22 protein-coding genes are annotated in these 18,974 nt (G+C 59.3%); 10 read left to right on the forward strand and 12 right to left on the reverse strand.

Annotated features, from left to right (window positions below):
• Positions 1-22: 22 nt before the first annotated feature.
• The 5 genes from FGF54_RS14120 to fabA form a co-directional block, all read right to left on the reverse strand.
• Positions 23-616, reverse strand: coding sequence for a TadE/TadG family type IV pilus assembly protein (locus FGF54_RS14120; RefSeq protein ID WP_142779991.1), 594 nt, complete (start codon positions 614-616; stop codon positions 23-25).
• Complete coding sequence (locus tag FGF54_RS14125) at positions 613-1,209, reverse strand: TadE/TadG family type IV pilus assembly protein (RefSeq protein ID WP_003524373.1); 597 nt, start codon at positions 1,207-1,209, stop codon at positions 613-615. The genes FGF54_RS14120 and FGF54_RS14125 overlap by 4 nt, the downstream gene beginning before the upstream one ends.
• A gap of 188 nt (positions 1,210-1,397) precedes the next feature.
• Positions 1,398-2,204, reverse strand: coding sequence for an enoyl-ACP reductase FabI (gene fabI, locus FGF54_RS14130; protein ID WP_020812529.1), 807 nt, complete (start codon positions 2,202-2,204; stop codon positions 1,398-1,400).
• A 6-nt stretch (positions 2,205-2,210) separates the two neighbouring features.
• Positions 2,211-3,434, reverse strand: coding sequence for a beta-ketoacyl-ACP synthase I (fabB, locus tag FGF54_RS14135; protein ID WP_003524377.1), 1,224 nt, complete (start codon positions 3,432-3,434; stop codon positions 2,211-2,213).
• A 75-nt stretch (positions 3,435-3,509) separates the two neighbouring features.
• A complete protein-coding gene (fabA, locus tag FGF54_RS14140) occupies positions 3,510-4,025 on the reverse strand; it encodes a 3-hydroxyacyl-[acyl-carrier-protein] dehydratase FabA (protein ID WP_003507274.1) in 516 nt (171 codons plus the stop codon).
• Positions 4,026-4,342: 317 nt separating this feature from the next.
• Between fabA and irrA the strand changes: the two genes are divergently transcribed.
• Positions 4,343-4,762 carry an iron response transcriptional regulator IrrA gene (gene irrA, locus FGF54_RS14150; RefSeq protein ID WP_003507276.1) on the forward strand — a complete coding sequence of 140 codons (420 nt, stop codon included), beginning with the start codon at positions 4,343-4,345 and terminating at the stop codon, positions 4,760-4,762.
• Positions 4,763-4,837: 75 nt separating this feature from the next.
• On the opposite strand, the gene FGF54_RS14155 is transcribed toward irrA, so the two are convergent.
• Positions 4,838-5,476, reverse strand: coding sequence for a trimeric intracellular cation channel family protein (locus FGF54_RS14155; RefSeq protein WP_003524379.1), 639 nt, complete (start codon positions 5,474-5,476; stop codon positions 4,838-4,840).
• A gap of 78 nt (positions 5,477-5,554) precedes the next feature.
• Between FGF54_RS14155 and FGF54_RS14160 the strand changes: the two genes are divergently transcribed.
• Positions 5,555-6,073 (forward strand): hypothetical protein, encoded by a 519-nt coding sequence (locus FGF54_RS14160; RefSeq protein ID WP_003524381.1) that lies wholly within the window; start codon positions 5,555-5,557, stop codon positions 6,071-6,073.
• 12 nt (positions 6,074-6,085) lie between these two features.
• Here FGF54_RS14160 and FGF54_RS14165 read toward each other — a convergent pair whose 3' ends face one another.
• Positions 6,086-6,796: a YoaK family protein gene (locus FGF54_RS14165; protein ID WP_003524382.1), complete on the reverse strand. Its 711-nt coding sequence runs from the start codon at positions 6,794-6,796 to the stop codon at positions 6,086-6,088.
• A gap of 206 nt (positions 6,797-7,002) precedes the next feature.
• On the opposite strand from FGF54_RS14165, the gene FGF54_RS14170 reads away from it, so the two are divergent.
• The 8 genes from FGF54_RS14170 (at position 7,003) to FGF54_RS14205 (ending at position 14,357) form a co-directional block, all read left to right on the forward strand.
• Positions 7,003-7,944 carry an ABC transporter substrate-binding protein gene (locus tag FGF54_RS14170; protein WP_142779992.1) on the forward strand — a complete coding sequence of 314 codons (942 nt, stop codon included), beginning with the start codon at positions 7,003-7,005 and terminating at the stop codon, positions 7,942-7,944.
• A 137-nt stretch (positions 7,945-8,081) separates the two neighbouring features.
• A complete protein-coding gene (locus tag FGF54_RS14175; protein ID WP_020809179.1) occupies positions 8,082-8,855 on the forward strand; it encodes an ABC transporter permease in 774 nt (257 codons plus the stop codon).
• Positions 8,855-9,640 carry an ABC transporter ATP-binding protein gene (locus FGF54_RS14180; protein WP_142779993.1) on the forward strand — a complete coding sequence of 262 codons (786 nt, stop codon included), beginning with the start codon at positions 8,855-8,857 and terminating at the stop codon, positions 9,638-9,640. The genes FGF54_RS14175 and FGF54_RS14180 overlap by 1 nt, the downstream gene beginning before the upstream one ends.
• A gap of 34 nt (positions 9,641-9,674) precedes the next feature.
• The gene (gene hutC / locus FGF54_RS14185) at positions 9,675-10,412 is read left to right on the forward strand and encodes a histidine utilization repressor (RefSeq protein WP_078051436.1); all 738 of its coding nucleotides are present in this window, start codon (positions 9,675-9,677) and stop codon (positions 10,410-10,412) included.
• A 193-nt stretch (positions 10,413-10,605) separates the two neighbouring features.
• The gene (gene exbB, locus FGF54_RS14190) at positions 10,606-11,811 is read left to right on the forward strand and encodes a tonB-system energizer ExbB (protein WP_142779994.1); all 1,206 of its coding nucleotides are present in this window, start codon (positions 10,606-10,608) and stop codon (positions 11,809-11,811) included.
• 6 nt (positions 11,812-11,817) lie between these two features.
• Entirely contained in the window at positions 11,818-12,294 is a 477-nt protein-coding gene (gene exbD, locus FGF54_RS14195; RefSeq protein WP_080818355.1) for a TonB system transport protein ExbD, read from the forward strand.
• Entirely contained in the window at positions 12,291-13,217 is a 927-nt protein-coding gene (locus FGF54_RS14200) for an energy transducer TonB (RefSeq protein WP_142779995.1), read from the forward strand. The genes exbD and FGF54_RS14200 overlap by 4 nt, the downstream gene beginning before the upstream one ends.
• Before the next feature lie 150 nt (positions 13,218-13,367).
• On the forward strand, positions 13,368-14,357 hold the full coding sequence (locus tag FGF54_RS14205) for an Ldh family oxidoreductase (protein WP_142779996.1): 990 nt from the start codon (positions 13,368-13,370) through the stop codon (positions 14,355-14,357).
• 219 nt (positions 14,358-14,576) lie between these two features.
• Here the strand turns inward: FGF54_RS14205 and FGF54_RS14210 are convergent, their stop codons facing one another.
• The 5 genes from FGF54_RS14210 to FGF54_RS14230 form a co-directional block, all read right to left on the reverse strand.
• Positions 14,577-14,822 carry a LuxR C-terminal-related transcriptional regulator gene (locus tag FGF54_RS14210; protein ID WP_059759034.1) on the reverse strand — a complete coding sequence of 82 codons (246 nt, stop codon included), beginning with the start codon at positions 14,820-14,822 and terminating at the stop codon, positions 14,577-14,579.
• A gap of 464 nt (positions 14,823-15,286) precedes the next feature.
• Positions 15,287-16,327, reverse strand: coding sequence for an AraC family transcriptional regulator (locus FGF54_RS14215; RefSeq protein WP_003524402.1), 1,041 nt, complete (start codon positions 16,325-16,327; stop codon positions 15,287-15,289).
• 87 nt (positions 16,328-16,414) lie between these two features.
• Entirely contained in the window at positions 16,415-17,014 is a 600-nt protein-coding gene (gene phnN / locus FGF54_RS14220; RefSeq protein WP_168208105.1) for a phosphonate metabolism protein/1,5-bisphosphokinase (PRPP-forming) PhnN, read from the reverse strand.
• Positions 17,011-18,147 (reverse strand): alpha-D-ribose 1-methylphosphonate 5-triphosphate diphosphatase, encoded by a 1,137-nt coding sequence (locus FGF54_RS14225; protein ID WP_020809169.1) that lies wholly within the window; start codon positions 18,145-18,147, stop codon positions 17,011-17,013. The genes phnN and FGF54_RS14225 overlap by 4 nt, the downstream gene beginning before the upstream one ends.
• The gene (locus FGF54_RS14230; protein ID WP_170988555.1) at positions 18,144-18,842 is read right to left on the reverse strand and encodes a DUF1045 domain-containing protein; all 699 of its coding nucleotides are present in this window, start codon (positions 18,840-18,842) and stop codon (positions 18,144-18,146) included. The genes FGF54_RS14225 and FGF54_RS14230 overlap by 4 nt, the downstream gene beginning before the upstream one ends.
• Positions 18,843-18,974: the final 132 nt, after the last annotated feature.

Consider the following 18,974-nt stretch of genomic DNA (forward strand, 5'->3'; position numbering starts at 1 on the left):
CCGTCCTGACGCACCGATTGGTTCAGCAATTGGTGCAGACGGTCTCGGCGTCGCGCTGTTTGAAGAAATACTCGCGGCCGATCGTGATCGACTTCACCCCGGACGAGGCAAGATCGGGCATGAACATCAGCAATTCATGCGGGATGGAAAGTTCGACGTGGATGAGAAAGCTGTTTTCCACGAGCAGGCGTGTCGGAACGGCGACCGGTGAACCCACCGCATAGGGTCTCAGATTTTTCTCATCCCAGGACCATGTGATTTTCGCCTGTTTTTGCGCATCGATCTTGATGCCGCTGATCTTCAGCTGCAGACCCTTGGTGCTGTAGGGCGCAAACACGGCGGCTGCGACGTCCTGCATGCCCGCGAGATAGGTTTTATCGACGGAACCTGTTTTCGATATCAGATCGTTGATGGAGGCTGCGGCGCTGCTTGCCCGCTTGTAGGTGTTGTATCCGATCGTCAATTCGAAAGAGGTCAGATAAAGCGCAAGCAATATCGGAAAGAGGATCGCGAACTCCACCGCGCCCACGCCTCGGCGATCTTTGGCAAAGCGTGAAACGAGCGCCATCAGGCGTCGTTTGCCGTTTGCCGAAACGGACACCAGCCCTGCCATCATGAGCCCCCGCCTGTGATGTATTTCTCGTTCATGAACGCATTTGTCGCGACGATGAGGAAATGTGAGGGCATCGATCCATCGGCCGGACGTATTTTTGTCAGGTATGGCCGGATGATATCGGCAACCACACGCCAGCGATAATAGACGCGCAACATGTTGATGGTTTCCGGCCCGCCCGGTTTGAAGCCGAATTGAGCGGTATCGAGATCGTAATATTCGCCGTAGGCCTTCAGCGGTATCGTGGTCGGAATATCCTTGAAGGCGGTAAAGGAGCGAAGGTCGATATAGAGCTTCTGTTCTTTCTGGATTTCATCCGCTGAGCAGGTGATCATCACCGAAACTTCATTGCAGAAGCTCTTGCGGAAATCCTCTTTCGAAATCGAGCTGCTGATCTGCCCGGTGCGCAGACGCCGCGCCATGTTCTCGGTGGCATTGGCGACGACCTGTTCCGCCATCAGGGCGATGAAGGTCTCGATGATCGCAAAGACGACGAGGAAATAGGGGATCGCGAGTATCGCGAATTCTATAGCCGCTGTCCCGTCGCGCGATACTCCGAATTTTTCCAGCAATGGCTTCAGTCTGGCCAGTCGCATGAGGCGATATCGATCTCTAAGAATATGCGGCAAGCGCAACCGTTGAATTTGTTGCGGACCATAACCACCCGATGTTTAAATTCAGTTACTCCAATAAATTATACTTTAGTGATTTCCGAAATTGATACGGCCCACAATATAAAAAGCCCGGCACATGGCCGGGCTTTTGTTGAAGCCGAAACGGACGCTTATTCCGCATCCGCTTTGGAGAGAACCTCCAGCGTGGGTGTGGAGGTGATGTTATAACCACAGTCCACATAATGGCATTCGCCGGTTACACCGCGCGACAGATTGGACAGCAGGTAAAGCGCCGATCCGCCGATATCGTCGATATCCGCGGTCCGCCGAAGCGGTGCGTTTTTCTGGTTCCATGCGTAGATCGCCCGTGCATCCGAGATGCCGGCGCCTGCCAGCGTGCGGACCGGACCGGCCGAGATGGCGTTGACGCGAATATCGCGCGGGCCGTAGTCGGCAGCGAGATAGCGCACGGACGCTTCGAGAGCTGCCTTGGCGACGCCCATGACGTTGTAGTTCGGAATGACACGCTGCGAACCATTATAGGTCAGCGTCAGCATGGAGCCGCCATTGGTCATCAGTTCGGCGGCGCGCTTGGCGATTTCCGTGAAGGAGAAACAGGAAATGACCATGGTACGGCTGAAATTCTCGCGCGTCGTATCCGCGTAGAGGCCCTTCAGCTCGTTCTTGTCGGAAAAGCCGATGGCGTGGACGATGAAATCCAGCGAGCCCCATTTTTCGCGGATCGTCGCGAACAGGGCGTCGACCGAGGCGATATCCTCGACATCGCATGGTACGATGAAATCGGATCCGAGTTCGGCGGCGAGCGGTTTCACACGCTTGCCGAGCGCTTCACCCTGATAGGTGAAGGCCAGTTCCGCGCCCTGTGCCGCAAGCGCCTTGGAGATACCCCAGGCGATGGAATGATTGTTTGCGACGCCCATGATGAGGCCGCGTTTACCCTGCATGATGCCGTTCATGGGCAATTATCCGTTATGACGCTGGAAGACGAGCGTGGCGTTGGTGCCGCCGAAGCCGAAGGAATTGGAAAGGATGGTGTCGATCTTGGCGTTGTCGATGCGGCTGCGAACGATCGGAACGCCCGCAAATTCGGGATCGAGTTCGGAAATATGCGCGCTTTCGCCGATGAAGCGTTCCTGCATCATCAGCAGGCCGTAGATCGATTCCTGCACGCCGGCCGCACCCAGCGAATGGCCGGTGAGCGACTTGGTCGACTGGATATGCGGGATTTTGTCGCCAAAGACTTCCCGGATCGCGCCGATTTCCTTGCTGTCGCCAACCGGCGTCGAGGTGCCGTGGGTATTGATATAGTCGATATCGCCCTTGACGGTGGAAAGGGCCTGACGCATGCAGCGGATCGCGCCTTCGCCTGAAGGCGCCACCATGTCGTAACCGTCCGAGGTCGCGCCGTAACCGACGATTTCGGCGTAAATCTTGGCGCCGCGCGCCTTGGCATGTTCCAGCTCTTCGAGAACCAGCACGCCCGCACCGCCGGCAATCACGAAACCGTCGCGGTTGACGTCATAGGCGCGCGAGGCGACGCTCGGCGTCTCGTTATATTTGGACGACATGGCGCCCATGGCGTCGAAGAGGTTGGACATCGACCAGTCCAGATCCTCATGGCCGCCCGCAAACATCACGTCCTGCTTGCCCCACTGGATCATTTCAGCGGCGTTGCCGATACAATGCGCCGAGGTGGAGCAGGCCGACGAGATGGAGTAGTTGACGCCATGGATCTTGAACCAAGTGGCGAGCGTCGCGGAGGCGGTGGAGGACATGGCCTTCGGCACGGCAAAGGGGCCGATGCGCTTCGGGCTGTTGTTCTTCAGCGTGATATCGGCTGCCTCGACGATGGTGCGGGTGGAAGGACCGCCCGAACCCATGATGATGCCGGTGCGCTCATTGCCGCTGATGTCGCTCTCTTCGAGACCGGAATCGGCGATCGCCTGCTTCATCGCGACATGGTTCCACGCGCCGCCCTGCGACAGGAAGCGCATGGCGCGGCGGTCGACCAGATCGGTCGGGTCGAGAGACGGCTTGCCCCAGACCTGGCATTTGAAACCGTGTTCGGCAAAATCCGGCGAAAATGAAATGCCGGATTTGGCATTGCGCAGCGATGCGGTGACTTCAGCGGCATCACCGCCGATGGAAGAAACAATACCGAGGCCGGTGACAACAACTCGTCTCATGAAAGGGACCTTTTCTTAAGATTTCGGCTGGACGACAGAAGCCGCCCGGCGTTTGTCAGGACTATTCCGTCTGCCTCAGGCAGCCTTTTCCTTCGACAGGCCTACGCGCAGGTCCGTCGCCTGATAGATGGTTTCGCCATCCGCCTTGAGCCAGCCGTCGGCGGTTCCGAGCACCAGACGACCGCGCATCACGCGCTTGAAATCAATACCATATTGAAGGAGCTTCGTGTGAGGGCGAACCATGCCCTTGAACTTCACTTCGCCGGTTGAAAGCGCCATGCCGCGGCCTTCTTCGCCCAGCCAGCCGAGGAAGAAACCGGTCAGCTGCCACATGCCGTCAAGGCCGAGGCACCCCGGCATGATCGGGTTGCCCTGGAAGTGGCAGGGGAAATACCAGTCGTCGGGGCTGACATCGTATTCGGCGCGGATGAAACCCTTGTCGAAGGCGCCGCCGGTTTCGGAAATTTCGGTAATGCGATGGACCATGAGCATGGGGGGCAATGGGAGCTGTGCATTTCCCGGGCCGAACAATTCGCCGCGACCGCAGGACAGGATCTCCTCGTAATTGTAACTTGATTGCCTCGTTGCCATACCGCTTTCACTTCCCCAGTTACTGGTGTTGATCGACTTCACTAGAGCAAGTTAGGTTCAAAATGAAGCGCTGCAAGGGCAGAGGCCGCTCTGCCCACATTCTTTGTCTTCGAACCTTCTTCGCAGAAGTCATTACCTCAATATGCCGTCCGCATACAGGAACCGTACGGCTGGAACCAGAGGAAATTTGCAGGAATGGCCGGTTTGCCGCCATTTGCCGCGCCTAAGCCACGCCGAAACTATTGAAAGCACTCGCCGCAAAAGATATATGCTAATGCAATTGGTAAGTTTCATACCTCTGTTTGGAATGGGATTGCATGGCATTTGACGCCACATTGGATATCGGAACGAGGTTGCGGCGCTCGGGGCTGCGCCCCACGCGACAGCGTGTGGCTTTGGGCGATCTGCTTTTCGCAAAGGGCGATCGCCATCTGACGGTCGAGGAACTGCACGATGAGGCGGTCACCGCCGGCGTGCCCGTTTCTCTCGCCACGGTCTACAATACGCTGCACCAGTTCACCGAAGCCGGCCTCATCCGTGTTCTCGCCGTGGAAGGCGCCCGCACCTATTTCGACACCAACGTCTCGGATCACCACCACTTCTTCGTGGAGGGCGAGAACGAGGTTCTGGATATTCCCGTCAATAACCTCCAGATCGACAATTTGCCGGAAGCGCCCGAGGGCATGGAAATCGCCCATGTGGACGTGGTCATCCGCCTTCGTCGCAAGCGCGGATGAGGCTTCAGTCCGATAGCGGATGTGAAAATGGCGCCCGCGGGCGCCATTTCTGTTTTCGGCGGTCATTTCTATATGTCACTTCATGACATCTTCCGGCCGTCTGCCGGGCTTTGCCTTATAGGGCGGAAAAGTCCAGCCGAAGATCAGCGCGCCGGACCGGACGGCGAAGGCCGTAAGGACGCCTGCGGCTGATGCGGCATAAAGCGGTGCGCCGAGGAAATAGACGACAATGAAGGTGGAGGAACCCAAGAGCGCGCAGGTGATGTAGATCTCCGGCCGCAGCAACACGGACGGTTCGCCGGCGAGAATATCGCGCAGCACACCACCGAACGTCGCCGTCAGAACGCCGGTGACGATGGCGACGGTTGCGGAGCCGCTGGCGGCAAGCCCCTTGGCTGCTCCCATGACGCAATAAGCGGAAAGCCCGAGTGCATCGAGCCAGATCAGTACACGGTAACGGGATTCAAAAAGATGCGCGGTGAAAAACAGCAGCACCGCGACCGAGACGCAGACGAGGATATAGGTCGGGTTCACCACCCAGAATACCGGCGTCCTGCCAAGCACCAGATCGCGCACCGTGCCGCCGCCGATGCCGGTTGCGGCGGCGAAAAACAGGAAGCCGATCAGGTCGAGCTGCTTGCGCGAGGCGGCGAGCGCGCCGGTTGCGGCAAAGATGGCGACGCCGGCATAGTCGAGAAAACCCAGAAGCGTCATGAAAAGGTTCCCCCCGGAAACAAGGGCTGCGAACACGTCAGTGTCGCGCAAGCACTAAACTCTAGGCTGGCCGCCCGGATGATCGCAACATCCATAACCGAAACGGATGCAAAGGAAAATGCCGTGCGAATCGCTCTCGTTGCCGCTCTTCAGGCGCTGGTTCTCTTGATGTTTCCGGTGGCGCTCTCGGCGCAGCAGCAACTGGTGAACGACCCCGAGATCTACGAGAAGGACCATTTCCGCAACGAGTGCAAGGTGGCGGCCTTCGGCGACGATTTCGTCACGCGGCTGGATATCAACAATGATGGGCTGATGGACGCCGTCGTCAATCACGGTGTTCTCGATTGCGACGGCGAAAAGGGCCGCAGCTGCGACGACGAGGGATGCCCCTATAATTTCTATGTCCAGGTGAAAGAGGGCGGTTATCTGATGATCGCGACGGCCCGGATTTACGACTATGATTTCATCAAGCGCTTCGGCAACATGGTTTTCGTGCTGAAGATGCATCCGCGTTATTGCGAGCGTACCGACAAGGAACCCTGCCTGATGACGGTGCGGGTGCGCGGCACGAAATTCGTCACCATCTCGCGAAAGTGACGGCGACGATTTTCAGGGCGTAATCCGCCGGATTTTGACCCTTTGATTGTAGCGCTGGCGAAGCGAGCGCGGGATGATGAAGGTGGCGATGGCGACGGCGAAAACCGTGGCCGCAACCACCCAAAGGGCATTCGATTGCAGGGTGGCGGCGAGAACGGCGCCGCAGATTGCGCCGCATATCATGCCAAGCCATGGCACGATCTGAATGCCCCAGTCGAGGCTTCGTTCGCCGAGAAGAAAACGGCCGATGCCGCGGCCGAAGCGGGAAAGCGCGCCGGTCACATAGGTAAGCCCGATTGGCAGTCCCTCAATGTGCTCAACGGCGGCGTTGACCATGCCCATGGCGAAAACGACGAGATAAAATTGCGCAAGAGCGGAAGTCTCGCCGCCGAGCAGCGCGGCAATTGTTACCAGCAATCCCACCGCCATCAGAACGGCGAAGATGCGCCGGTCGAACTTATGCGCCACCACGATGCCGCCGGCATTGCCCGCCACGAAGGCAACGATCGCGAAAAGCAGTTTCGCGGCATGGGAATAGAGGCCAGCCTCCATCGAGACTGCGGCGCGCGTGGTGTTGCCGGTCATGAAGGACACGAAGTCACCTGAAATATGCAGGCCCACCGCATCCGTCATGCCCGCGATGAAGGAAATGGCGGCAACCAGCGCAATTCCGGTTCCGGTTCGTCTTGCCCTGATGATACTGCGACGTCTTTGTCTGGTCATGGAAAGCTCGATATGGAAAAACGGCGGGCCTGCGCGCGGGGCCGTGTTATCCTATGTCTAGAATGCCGGATGGTGTATTTGCAATCTTTCTGGAGGCCTTCGGAAGCTTCTATTTTGTCTAGACAAATATAAAATCCCTGCCTACCATGCCTCAAATAAAGCGATAAACAACATCGCACAAAAATAAATCAAAAGGGGTTCAGATCATGAAGAAAACATGGGTTCTCGCCACAGTCGCCGCGCTGTTGTCATCCGCTTCCGCCTATGCCGAGACGTCGGTGACGATCGGCATGTCCGGGTGGACTGGTTTTGCGCCGCTGACGCTCGCCAAACAGGCCGGCATTTTCGAAAAGAACGGCCTGAAGGTCGATATCAAGAAAATCCCGCAGGCGAGCCGCCATCTGGCCCTTGCTTCCGGTGACATCCAGTGCGCCGCCACCACGGTGGAAACATGGATCGCGTGGAATGCCAATGGCGTGAAATCCACCCAGATTTTCCAGATGGACAAGTCGCATGGCGCCGATGGCATTGCGGTGCGCAGTGATGTTGCCAAGGTCGCAGACCTGAAAGGCAAGACGGTTGCCGCTTCCGCGCCGGGCACTTCCCCCTATTTCTTCCTTGCCTGGATACTCAAGGAAAACGGCCTCACTCTTAAAGATGTCAAGGTCGTCAACCTCGAGCCGGGACCGGCCGCGCAGGCATTCGTTGCCGGTCAAAATGATGCGGCCATGACCTATGAGCCCTATCTGTCCACTGTCCGCGCCGCCCCCGACAAGGGCAAAATCCTCGCCACGACGCTGGATTATCCCGCCGTCATGGATACGTTCGGTTGCACCCCGGATTTCCTGAAGGCCAATCCGCAGGCGGCGAAAGCCCTGGCGGACAGCTATTTCCAGGCCCTCGAGCTCATCAAGGCCGATCCCGAAAAGTCCTATGCGACGATGGGCGCGGATGTGAAGCAGACCGGCGAGGCCTTTGCCGCTTCGGCAAAGTTCCTCGAATGGCAGGACAAGGCCGCCAACCAGAAGTTTTTCGAGGGTGAATTCAAGGCATTCTCGGAAAAATCGGCGGACCTGCTGCTGGAAATCGGCGTGATAAAGTCGAAACCCGATCTTTCGACCCTCGCGGATACTTCCTTCATCAAGTAACAGAAAAGATGGCCGCGTTCCCTGCAGGGAATATGCAGCCAAAGACAGGTGAGTGCGTCGATTGTGCGTCACGAGACGCGCACGGCGTTCTGATGGCGCGGCGAAGGTGCCGCGCCGGTTTTCCGGACAGGCGACAGATGCAACCTCTTCAACCCATAAGGAACAGCACGAGAATTGCTCTCGGCATCCTGTTCTTCGTGCTGTTTTTTTCCGCCTGGGGCTTTGCCACGCTGGGCGGTTTCGTATCGCCGACCTTTCTGGCCGACCCCATCACTATGCTGAAGGACGGCATCTATCTGCTTACCGATCAGGGTTTTGCCAGCGATATCGGCATGACGATCTGGCGCGTGGTCGGCGGTTTCGTGCTGGCATCGCTCGTTGCCGTGCCGGTCGGCATCGCCATGGGTGCCTATAAGCCCATCGAGGCGCTGCTGGAGCCCTTCGTCTCCTTCGCGCGCTATCTGCCTGCTTCCGCCTTCGTGCCGCTCCTCATTCTTTGGGCCGGCATCGGCGAGATGCAGAAGCTGCTGGTGATCTTCATCGGCGCGGTGTTCCAGATCATCCTGATGGTGGCCGTGGCTGTCGCCGGCACGCGGCGTGATCTGGTGGAGGCCGCCTATACGCTTGGTGCGAAGGACCGGGGCGTTGTTCGCCGTGTTCTCATTCCCGCCAATGCGCCCGATATTGCGGAAATCCTCCGTCTCGTTCTCGGCTGGGCCTGGACCTACGTTATCGTTGCGGAATTGATCGGCGCCTCCTCGGGCATCGGTTATATGATCATCAACAGCCAGGCGCTGATGGCGACCGGGCAGATCATCTTCGGCATCATCGTCATCGGCATTATCGGTCTTATTTCGGACTTCGCGTTCAAATCGCTGAACCGGAAGCTTTTCGCCTGGAGGCTTGCCTGATGAGCGAACTCGTTATCAAGGGCGTCAGCCGCACTTTTCCGGGTGTGCAGGGCGGGCAACCGACGCTGGCCTTGCAGCCCACTGATCTGGAAATTCCCCGCAATGATTTCGTCACCATCCTCGGCCCGTCGGGATGCGGAAAATCGACCTTGCTGCGCATCATCGCCGGTCTCGACCGCCCGACGACCGGCGAAGTGCTGCTGTCCGGCAAAGCGGTAACGGGCCCGGGGGCGGATCGCGGCATGGTGTTCCAGTCCTACACCCTGTTTCCCTGGCTGACGATCCGCGAAAATGTCGCCTTCGGCCTGCGCGAACGCGGCGTTGCCGAGAAGGAAAAATGGGAGGTCGTCGACAGCTATATCGACAAGGTCGGCCTGCGCGGCTTCGAGAACCATTGGCCGAAACAGCTCTCCGGCGGTATGCAGCAGAGAACGGCCATTGCCCGTGCCCTGGCGAACGGCCCGAAAATCCTGCTGCTCGACGAGCCTTTCGGCGCTCTCGATAACCAGACGCGCGGGCTGATGCAGGAATTGCTGCTCGGCATTTGGGAGCGGGAGCAGAAGACGGTCATTTTTGTGACCCACGATATCGAGGAGGCGGTCTTCATGGCGTCGCGTGTGGTGACCATGTCTGCAAGGCCGGGTCGCATCAAGTCGATCACGCCGGTCGACCTGCCGCATCCGCGTCACTACACCGTCAAGGCCAGCCCGGAATTTTCTGAGCTGCGCGCCAAGCTTACGGAGGAAATCCGCAGCGAGGCGATTGCCGCCGCTGCCCATGGATAGTTGATCAGGCAAAGGGGAGGATAAAAGCATCGGGATGAGGAGCACAGGCGCCGATCTTCAGGAAAAATCGCTGCACGAGCGCATCCGCAATGATGTCGAGCGCCACATCATGTCGGGCGAATGGCCGCCGGGTTATCGTATTCCCTTCGAACACGAGATGACCCGTCAATATGCCTGTTCGCGCATGACGGTGAACAAGGCTCTCGGCGAGCTGGTGCAGCGCGGACTCATCGAAAGACGCCGCCGTCTCGGCACCTTCGTTCGCCAGCCCCATGCGCAATCCGCCGTTCTGGAAATCCACGATATCGAGCGGGAGGTGCAGGCGCTGGGTCTGGTCTACGGTTACCGTCTCGACAAACGACGGCTGCGCCCTGCGGGGGAAGAAGACGGCGCGGCTATGGCGCTTGCCGCCGAGGCCCCGGTCCTGGAACTTACCTGCACGCACTTCGCCGGCGGCGTTCCCTTTTGCCTTGAGGAGCGCATCATCAATGTAACCGCCGTTCCGGAGGCGGAAGCCGCGGATTTTTCACAGATCGGGCCGGGGACATGGCTGCTGAAAATGGTGCCCTGGAGTGCGGCCGAACATCGTATCAGCGCCGTTTCCGCCGACCGTAAAAATGCAGCCGCGCTCGGTATTGCTTCCGGCGCTGCCTGTCTGGTCATTGATCGGCGGACCTGGCATGGGGCGGATTATATCACCCGCGTCCGTGTCACCTATCCCGGTGACCGGCACGCCCTCGTTGCGCAGTTTTCGCCCTCGCAGAACAGCTGAAGGCCGTTGATCGGTCAATTTTTTGTAAAGAAGAGTTTACGGGTGGTCTTTTGACAATATAATAGTTGTCAAAAGAACTCAGGTTTATTATCGGAACGTCAAGCTTTCACGACGGTATCCGTTCATGACCCCGGTTTTCAGGAACCGGTCAATCTGCGGATGAGTTCATCGACGGAAATCCGGGATAAAAATTATGTCAGCTGAGACCTCAACTTCTTCCGCATCCTTCAACAAGGCAAACACGACAAGGCATCTCTCCCTTGCCATGGCTGTCACCTTGCTGGCCGGCTTGAGTGCCGGCGCGGTTTTCGCTCAGACGGCACCGGAAACCCAGATACAGCCCGCACCGCAAACGGAAGCGGTTCAGCCGGCACAGCCGGCGGCTCCTGCAACGCCGGGCGCTCCGGCCGCCGCGCCCGTCCAGCCTTCCGCGACTGCACCGGAACAGCCGGCTGCCACCGCGCCTTCGCAGCCTCAGTCTACTCAGCCGGCACCAGTCCAGCCTGCACCCGCTCTGCCCGCGACGAATACCGCACCGGGCGCCGAAGGCGCTGCGCCGCAGCCGACGCAGACCGAGCAGCCCGCACAGACGGGCCAGACGACCGCGCCGAATGAAGCCGCGACCCCGATAGAGCCTGTCAGCACCGAGCCCGCGAGCGCCGAACATCGTGCGGATATCCCGCACAACCTTTCTCCCTGGGGCATGTTCATGGCGGCCGACTGGGTTGTGAAGGGTGTCATGATCGGTCTTGCCTTCGCATCTCTGGTCACGTGGACGGTCTGGGTCGCGAAGTCTATCGAGCTTGCAGGTGCGCGGGTGCGCGCCGGCTCGACGCTCAAGGTCATTCGCAGGGCAAAAACCCTGACGGAGGCCACCGAGGCCGTCGAAAAGAAGGGCGGGCCGGCAGCACTGATGCTGCGCATGGCAACCCACGAAATGCAGCTTTCCGATGCGGTGGTCGAACACACGGATGGCGGCGGTATCAAGGAGCGTGTCTCTTCGGCGCTGTCGCGTATCGAAACCCATGCCGGCCGCCGCATGTCGCGTGGAACGGGTGTTCTGGCGACCATCGGTTCCACTGCTCCCTTCGTCGGTCTGTTCGGCACCGTCTGGGGCATCATGAACTCCTTCATCAGCATTTCGGAATCGCAGACGACCAATCTTGCCGTCGTCGCGCCGGGCATTGCCGAAGCGCTGCTCGCCACCGCCATCGGCCTTGTCGCCGCTATTCCGGCCGTGGTGATCTACAACGTCTTCGCCCGCTCCATCACCGGGTACCGCCATCTGCTGGCGGATGCCGCAGCCGGCGTGGAACGCCTCGTCAGCCGCGATCTCGATTTCCGCCGTATTCCCCCGGGCAGCACCAGCAAGCCCGCAGTATCGCTGGTTGGACGGTGATCGAGCATGGCTGGCGGTATTCGCGAAAATAGCGGAGACGACCTCTCCGAAAACCACGAGATCAATGTCACGCCCTTCATCGACGTGATGCTGGTTCTGCTCATCATCTTCATGGTGGCCGCACCGCTCGCCACCGTCGATGTGAATGTCGATCTGCCCGCATCCACCGCAAAGCCGGCGGAACGCCCGGAGGAGCCGCTTTATCTGACGGTCAAGGACGATCTCTCGCTCAATCTCGGCAATGATGCGGTTGCCCGCGAAGCGCTGGCGGCCGCCATCGACCGGCAGACGGGCGGCAAGAAGGATACGCGCATCTTCCTGCGGGCCGACAAGGCGGTCGACTACGGTCACTTCATGGAAATCATGAACCTGCTGAGAGATGCCGGTTATCTGAAGATCGCCCTCGTAGGATTGGAAAACGCGGCTGCCGCATCGCAGCCCGCTGCCGCTGGCCAACCTGCAGCGCCGGGAACCGCGCCATGACTGAAAACGGCTACCCGCAGGCCCGGCATTCCCGTATCGGGGAAGTGACGCTGTGGTCGGCCGCGGCGCTGCTCATGCTGGGCGTTCACGCCGGTTTTGCCTATTATCTGATGCAGGAACCCGAGGAACTGGATGCCGGCGGGCCGCCGCCTGCTGCGATCATGATCGAAATGGCGGCGATACCGGAGGCCGTCAAGACCGAAGAAACGACGCAGGCGCAGGATGTCGAAGACGCCGAAGAGGTGAAGAGCGACAGCAGCGAACCGGTGGAGGAAGCTGCCCCGGAAGAGCCGCCGCCACCGGAGCCGGTTGCGGAAACGCCGCCGCCGCCAGAGCCGGTGCAGCCGCCTGAACCGCCGGTCGAGGAGATCGTCGAACCGCAGGAAATTCCCGAACCCGTGGAGCCGGTCGACCCCGTTCAGGAGCAGATGATGGCGGAACTCGAAAATGTCGAGGTTCCTCTGCCCGTCATGCGTCCTCCGCCGCCGCCCGTCGAAAAGAAGGTGGAAAAGAAAGAGCCGGAAGAGAAAAAGAAGGTCGAGCGCCAGCGTCCCAAACCGCAGCAGGCATCGGAACTGCGCGAAACGGCGAAGGCTGAAGCCCAGCAGTCCGACCGGACGGCGGCATCGCGCAGCAATGCCGGCTCCTTCTCGTCCTCGTCCATGTCAAATGCCGATTGGGGTGCGAAAGTGCGCTCGGCGATGCAGCGGCGACTGGTGCGTTCGGCTGGAAAATCGGGAATGACCATTACGGTTTCATTCAAGATAGACAGCGGTGGTTCCGTCGGCGGTGCGAGGATTATTTCATCCACCGGTGACTCGGCGATGGATCAGAAGCTTCTGGCCGTCATACAAAGAGCGTCCGTCTCGCCGCCGCCGCCAGGCGCAAATACGAGTTTTACCCTGCCGATTCTTTTCAAGTAGGGTGAAGCAGCCCGACCGCATAAGGGCATCCCCACTCTGGAGAGGATGGGATGCCCGATTTATTTTCCATGTTGATTTGCAGCGACCGTATACCGCAAAGTAGGACCAGTCCGTCCCATCGCATGCAAGCCAACAGGAATCACGAAAATCATGAAATTCTCAATCGAAGAGGCGGAGGATCTCGTATCCTCTATCTTTGAGCGCAACGGCGTTCTGCCGCAAAACGCCCATTCGGTGGCAAAGGCGCTCGTCGCCTCCGAGGCGGCCGGTCAAGGCGGTCACGGTTTTCGCCGCATCCCCGTTTATGTCCGGCAGGCGCGGGTTGGAAAGGTCGATGGCAAGGCGCGTCCGGTGGCGACCCGCGTGAAGCCGGGCGTGCTCTCGGTCGACGCCAATCACGGCTATGCCTATCCGGCGATCGATTGCGTCCTTGAGGAATTGCCGGACATGGTCCGGCAGCAGGGCATTGCGCTTGCCGCGATCCACCGCTCCCATCATGCGGGTGTCATGGCGCTGACCGTCGAGCGCCTCGCCGAAATGGGTTTTGTCGCGCTCATGTTCGCCAACGCACCGGCATCCATGGCACCCTGGGGCGGCAGCAAACCGCTTTATGGAACCAATCCAATCGCCTTCGCCACCCCCGTCAGCGGCGCCGATCCGCTGGTCATCGATCTCGCGCTCTCCAAGGTCGCGCGCGGAAAGATCATGGCGGCCCGCCAGAAGGGTGAAACCATCCCCGGCGACTGGGCGCTCGACCGAAATGGTCGGCCGACGACCGATCCCGAAGAGGCCATAGAGGGAACCATGGTGCCCGCAGGCGAGGCCAAGGGCGCTGCGCTGGCATTGATGGTGGAGATCATGGCCGCGGCGATTACCGGCGGAAACTTCGCATTCGAGGCTTCTTCCCTTCTCGACGACAAGGGAGCGCCGCCCTCTCTCGGCCATACGATCATCGCCATAGAACCGGTATCGTCAGGCGGTGCGGCCTTTACCGAGCGGCTGGCGCTCATCGCCGGCGAAATAGAAAAGCAGGAAAATGTGCGCCTGCCCGGCCGCCGAAGCCAGGGGATTCGCAAGCAGGCGCTGGAAAGCGGCATCGTGATCGAAAGCGATATTCTGGCCGAAATTCAATCGCTCTGACGTGACAATAAAACCCGGCGGGTCGACTATGACCCGCCGGGCAAACCGTAAATGGCTGCTTTGCATTTGCGTCGATAGGGCCGGACATCATGTCCAGCCCGCTTTTGGTCCGCCATCCCGCCATTGATATGGAAGGATTTTGACGCAGAAAGCCGCTCATTCGGTTTTCAGCTTACGGGAGGGGACGTTTCGCGTAAGCTTGGATGATCAGGTTGGCGACTATGCGTCCTGCTCGATCAGGCCGCGCAGCAGGGCGATGCTGACGGCATTCAGCAGATTGGCCGCACCCAGTCTGTGGCGCACCCTTTCAAGAGTGTCCTTCACGTCCGCTTCGTCCGCGCCGGTTATCAGGGCGATGTGGGACGGATGCTTGCCCCGCGCGACCAGCCCCAGATAATGCCGCTCACGCTCCGAAAGGATGATTTCACGCGTCTGGCGATGTTCATGCGGCGTATTTGAAGACATTTTCTTTCAGCCTTAAAAGAGATTGGCCTTCCCGGGGCACGATCAGTCAATGATTCATTCCCCGAAACCAGCTCGTTTACCGCTCTGTCTATACGCGAACAGAAACGCTAATTTCGCCAATAGGTTTCATGGGGCATCGGTAATTATGCAATAAAGGGCCGCTTTCGCAGCCAGCCGATCCCGGCGCGGACGCTCTATTCTGTGCATTGAGAGGAACTGCAACACCGATATTGCCAGAGACCACAATCGGCCTGGCGCGAAATGCAGCTTCAAAGCTCTGGAATGTTTTCGTCACACCCGAAGGATATGCGGCGCTCTAATAGGCGATGTGCCACGCCGATAGAATAACATCGCGCGCCAAGTTTTTCGTTTTATTGTTATGTTTCGGCACATATTGCGATGAGCGCCGACATATTTCTCAAATTTAATGCGTCATTCCGAAATATTGATGCCTTCAACATGTATCATCCGGCGGAATGATGCGCGTGTTTCTTGCGAATGTCGGTCGGTGTTGCCCCGAACCAGCGGGAGACGGAACGCGAAAACGCACCGGGTGTCGAATAGCCAAGCCTGTAACTGATGTCGGATACCGGAAGATCGCTTTCCACGAGGAGTTTGAAACCGGCATTTTTGCGAATGGCGTCCTTTATCTCGTTGAGATTGGTGCCGAGCTCTGCGAGCCGCCGTTGAAAACTCCGCTCCGACAGGTTGAAATAGGGAGCGATCTCGCCGAGCGAAAGCTCGGCATCCGAGAGCCGCATCTGCATATACCGCTTCACCTGGTCAATGAAATGGGTCGCGTCCGCCGATGTTTCCGGTCGCAACATGCGGCACTGCAGGTTCATCAGCTCGAACAGCCGCTCATCCGCATTCGGATTGACCACATCGAGAAGCGATACCGGAAGACGCATGGTATGGATCGGCTGGGAAAAACTGACGCGCCTGGTCATTCTTTCTTTAAATAGCTGAATATTATTCGGTTTCGGCCGCTCCAGACCGATCTCGATCTGGTTGATACGATCTCCGAGAATATCACGGAGACGTTGTACCAGAACGGCGAGCGACAAATCCACATATTGATCGCGTTTGGCGATAACCGGCGCGAAGGACCATGACAGGGTCACCTGCGTGGCATCTGTTACCATGGTGAAATTGCTGTTGTTGGTCGCGTAATAGACATGGTCCTGAAGAAAACGCAGGAACGCCCGTACCGTCGGTGCGCTGATCAACCCATATCCGAACGCGCCGGATGCACCTGCTGGAAAGGTGGAAGCGCATTGCAGACCGAAGGCGTCGTCGCCGGAAATCAGTGCGCAGGTTTCGAGCAGGCGTGAAAATCTATCGAGGCTGATGCGTTCCGTCAGGCTGCTGAATGTGGCTGGATCAATGTCCAGAGCCTTGCAGATCGGCGCGATATCGATGCCCCGTGACCGGGCATAATTGCTGACGCCGGCAGCCAGACCGGCCACCACACTTATCTCGTCACTGACCCTCTTCTCGGGCATCCCTCGCCTTGGCGTACCATGTTTGGAAATTGTCGCCTGATGGTAAGCCTTGAGAGAGCGTTTGTCGAGCAGCCCGGCTCCGGGTTTTTAAGTGCGGTCGGTGTCTGCGCTTTGCTCCAGCACCTGCATGATGGCTTGGCCGGCATCTTCGATAGCGCCGCTATTATCGACGGTCGTCACGTCGAAATCTCCAACGACCGTCAACGAGCTGCGTTCCAGCCGCCGGAGAATATCGTCCCGGCTTTCCCGCCCGCGCTGCTCCAGTCGCCTTGCCAGCACATCCGGCCGCGCAACGATGTTCACGACCTTAAGACGGGAAAAGGCGGTGCCGAAATGCGGCAGGGCGGAACGCGAACCGTTGGCGATGACCACGTCTCCCGCATTGAGATGACGATAGACAGCGGCCGGGATGCCATATTTCAGCCCATGCGCCTGCCAGGACACCGCGAAGGCGCCCGCATCTTCCAGCCGGTTGAACTCGTGCATCGAAACGGCATCGTGGTTTTCACCCCCCGCATCGCCGCTGCGGGTAATGACGCGGCGGGTGAAATGAAAGCCCGGCCGCCCACACAGTCGCGCTGCGGCATAGTCCATCAGCGTGTCCTTGCCGGCCCCGCTCGGGCCGACAATCACGATCATCGTGCCGGGCGATGCCGCGCGCCGGCTATCCTGCCCATCATCGGTCATGCCACGCGCTTGCCCTGACGCCAGACGGAACGGGCGACCGGCACGCCATCCTCGCGATGAACCCGGACCAGATCGGCCCGCAATCCCGTCGCGATACGACCGCGATCGAGAAGGCCGACGGTGCGTGCCGGCGTGGCGGTGACCATGCGCAGCGCCTCCGGCAGGCTGATGGCTTCCACCTGATCGGCGAGCAGGAATGGCGCGAAAAGCAGGCTGAAGGGCACGTAATCGGAAGAAAGAACATCCAGCACGCCGATCTCCGCGAGGTCGCGGGCGGCGATGTTGCCGGAATGGGACTTGCCGCGAACGATGTTCGGCGCGCCCATCAGCACGCTCATGCCGGCGCTGTGCGAGGCTTTTGCGGCTTCGACGCTGGTGGGGAATTCCGCCAGTTTCACGCCGTGGCCGATAGCCTCGCCGACATGCGCTTCGGTGGCGTCGTCATGGCTTGCGACCGTAATGCCGCGCTCGGCGCAGCGGGCGGCCAGATAATCGCGGTGCTTGGCGGAATATTCCGCCGACGCCGCCTGCCGACGCCGCACGAACTCGGCGAAAGCCTCGTCGCTCAGCCCACGCTTCTTCTGGTAGTAAAATATATACTGATCCATCGACTGGAACTGGCGCTGCCCCGGGGAGTGGTCCATCAGGGAAATCAGCCGCACGCGCGGATCGGTTTCGAAGTCTTCGAAATGTTCAAGCACATCCGAGGAGGCGACTTCACAGCGCAGATGCAGCAGGTGATCCGAACGAAGGCGGTTCTGATCCGCCGCGGCCTCGATGGCGTCAGCCATTTCGCGCATTTCACCCTTCTTGAAGCCGCCGTCTTCATCCGAACCGAGCCGGAGGCAGTCGAATACGGTGGTGATGCCGGAGGCGGCCACCTGGGCGTCATGGGCCTGAATGGCGGCGATCTTGTCCCAGATCACGCCGGGGCGCGGCGAATAATGCTGCTCAAGATGGTCAGTATGCAGTTCCACCAGACCCGGGATCAAATAATCACCTTCGAGGTCTTCGCCGGTTTTGGAAGCACCTTCGCTGATATCGGCGATCTTGCCGTCACGGATAAGGACGGAGCCCAGAATAATATCGTCTTCCAGAACGATACGGGCATTGGAAAGGGCGTGCTCGGTCATGGGTTCGCATCTTTCTTTGGTGGCTGGCCAAGGGGGTGCCAGCTATGAACGGTAAAGGGCGCGCCGCGCGTTTCTTCAATGAACAAGGCGAGGCCGGAAATGCTGAGAGGCCGATCGGTGAATTCGGAAAACCGCACCGAAAGCACCTCGTGCATGGCGGGCTGCTCGCTCTCGTCGATGCGGCCGGTCAGCGTCATGTGAAAACGGAAATCATCCATGACATGCGGGTAACCCCAGAGCGACAGATTTTGCCGCTGGCTCTCCGTCAGCATCTGTGGCCGCCGACGGGCAATATCGGTCTCTGACAGGGGCGCGCGAAACCGGTCGAAATGATCGACGATCTCGGCGGCAAAATCCTGCAGCGGCTGATAGGTGCGGTCCGGGACCAGTGCGAAAAAAGGCCCGAGCGCACCGACGACGACACGCGGAATTTCGAAGGTGGACTGGCTGGCCGCGAAATCTTCGAAGGCCGTGAGCAGCTCCGCCTCGCTATATTTTTCGGCAAGTTCGAAAGGAGCCTTCAGGGTCGCGTGGAAACCATAGCGGCGTGGCTCCTCCGTCATGTCGGCATAGTCGTCGTGGTCGTCATGCAGCGTGCCGGAAAATGCGTCGCGGCCGAGCCAGCGTGACGCTGCCTCAGTTAGCGGGTGATCTTTAGCCGGAGAAAAATAGATGGCATAGCGCACGGCAAGCACTCTTCAGTGTCATGGGAGACCAGGGATGAGAAGCTATTTGGCGTGACTCGCCGGCTTCCCGCAAGGTCAGGAGTGCGAGGTAATTGGTTTCCGTGACAGAATGATGATGCCGAAGGAAAAAAGCGCCTTGGA

It is taken from the genome of Agrobacterium sp. T29 (assembly GCF_006970545.1).
GTDB lineage: Bacteria > Pseudomonadota > Alphaproteobacteria > Rhizobiales > Rhizobiaceae > Agrobacterium > Agrobacterium leguminum.

What these genes read in the sequence shown, in the direction of transcription:
- FGF54_RS14120 (WP_142779991.1), bottom strand. Translation starts at nt 616, where the DNA reads ATGATGGCAGGGCTGGTGTCCGTTTCGGCAAACGGCAAACGACGCCTG.
- FGF54_RS14125 (WP_003524373.1), bottom strand. Translation starts at nt 1,209, where the DNA reads ATGCGACTGGCCAGACTGAAGCCATTGCTGGAAAAATTCGGAGTATCG.
- fabI (WP_020812529.1), bottom strand. Translation starts at nt 2,204, where the DNA reads ATGAACGGCATCATGCAGGGTAAACGCGGCCTCATCATGGGCGTCGCA.
- fabB (WP_003524377.1), bottom strand. Translation starts at nt 3,434, where the DNA reads ATGAGACGAGTTGTTGTCACCGGCCTCGGTATTGTTTCTTCCATCGGC.
- fabA (WP_003507274.1), bottom strand. Translation starts at nt 4,025, where the DNA reads ATGGCAACGAGGCAATCAAGTTACAATTACGAGGAGATCCTGTCCTGC.
- irrA (WP_003507276.1), top strand. Translation starts at nt 4,343, where the DNA reads ATGGCATTTGACGCCACATTGGATATCGGAACGAGGTTGCGGCGCTCG.
- FGF54_RS14155 (WP_003524379.1), bottom strand. Translation starts at nt 5,476, where the DNA reads ATGACGCTTCTGGGTTTTCTCGACTATGCCGGCGTCGCCATCTTTGCC.
- FGF54_RS14160 (WP_003524381.1), top strand. Translation starts at nt 5,555, where the DNA reads ATGATCGCAACATCCATAACCGAAACGGATGCAAAGGAAAATGCCGTG.
- FGF54_RS14165 (WP_003524382.1), bottom strand. Translation starts at nt 6,796, where the DNA reads ATGACCAGACAAAGACGTCGCAGTATCATCAGGGCAAGACGAACCGGA.
- FGF54_RS14170 (WP_142779992.1), top strand. Translation starts at nt 7,003, where the DNA reads ATGAAGAAAACATGGGTTCTCGCCACAGTCGCCGCGCTGTTGTCATCC.
- FGF54_RS14175 (WP_020809179.1), top strand. Translation starts at nt 8,082, where the DNA reads ATGCAACCTCTTCAACCCATAAGGAACAGCACGAGAATTGCTCTCGGC.
- FGF54_RS14180 (WP_142779993.1), top strand. Translation starts at nt 8,855, where the DNA reads ATGAGCGAACTCGTTATCAAGGGCGTCAGCCGCACTTTTCCGGGTGTG.
- hutC (WP_078051436.1), top strand. Translation starts at nt 9,675, where the DNA reads ATGAGGAGCACAGGCGCCGATCTTCAGGAAAAATCGCTGCACGAGCGC.
- exbB (WP_142779994.1), top strand. Translation starts at nt 10,606, where the DNA reads ATGTCAGCTGAGACCTCAACTTCTTCCGCATCCTTCAACAAGGCAAAC.
- exbD (WP_080818355.1), top strand. Translation starts at nt 11,818, where the DNA reads ATGGCTGGCGGTATTCGCGAAAATAGCGGAGACGACCTCTCCGAAAAC.
- FGF54_RS14200 (WP_142779995.1), top strand. Translation starts at nt 12,291, where the DNA reads ATGACTGAAAACGGCTACCCGCAGGCCCGGCATTCCCGTATCGGGGAA.
- FGF54_RS14205 (WP_142779996.1), top strand. Translation starts at nt 13,368, where the DNA reads ATGAAATTCTCAATCGAAGAGGCGGAGGATCTCGTATCCTCTATCTTT.
- FGF54_RS14210 (WP_059759034.1), bottom strand. Translation starts at nt 14,822, where the DNA reads ATGTCTTCAAATACGCCGCATGAACATCGCCAGACGCGTGAAATCATC.
- FGF54_RS14215 (WP_003524402.1), bottom strand. Translation starts at nt 16,327, where the DNA reads ATGCCCGAGAAGAGGGTCAGTGACGAGATAAGTGTGGTGGCCGGTCTG.
- phnN (WP_168208105.1), bottom strand. Translation starts at nt 17,014, where the DNA reads ATGACCGATGATGGGCAGGATAGCCGGCGCGCGGCATCGCCCGGCACG.
- FGF54_RS14225 (WP_020809169.1), bottom strand. Translation starts at nt 18,147, where the DNA reads ATGACCGAGCACGCCCTTTCCAATGCCCGTATCGTTCTGGAAGACGAT.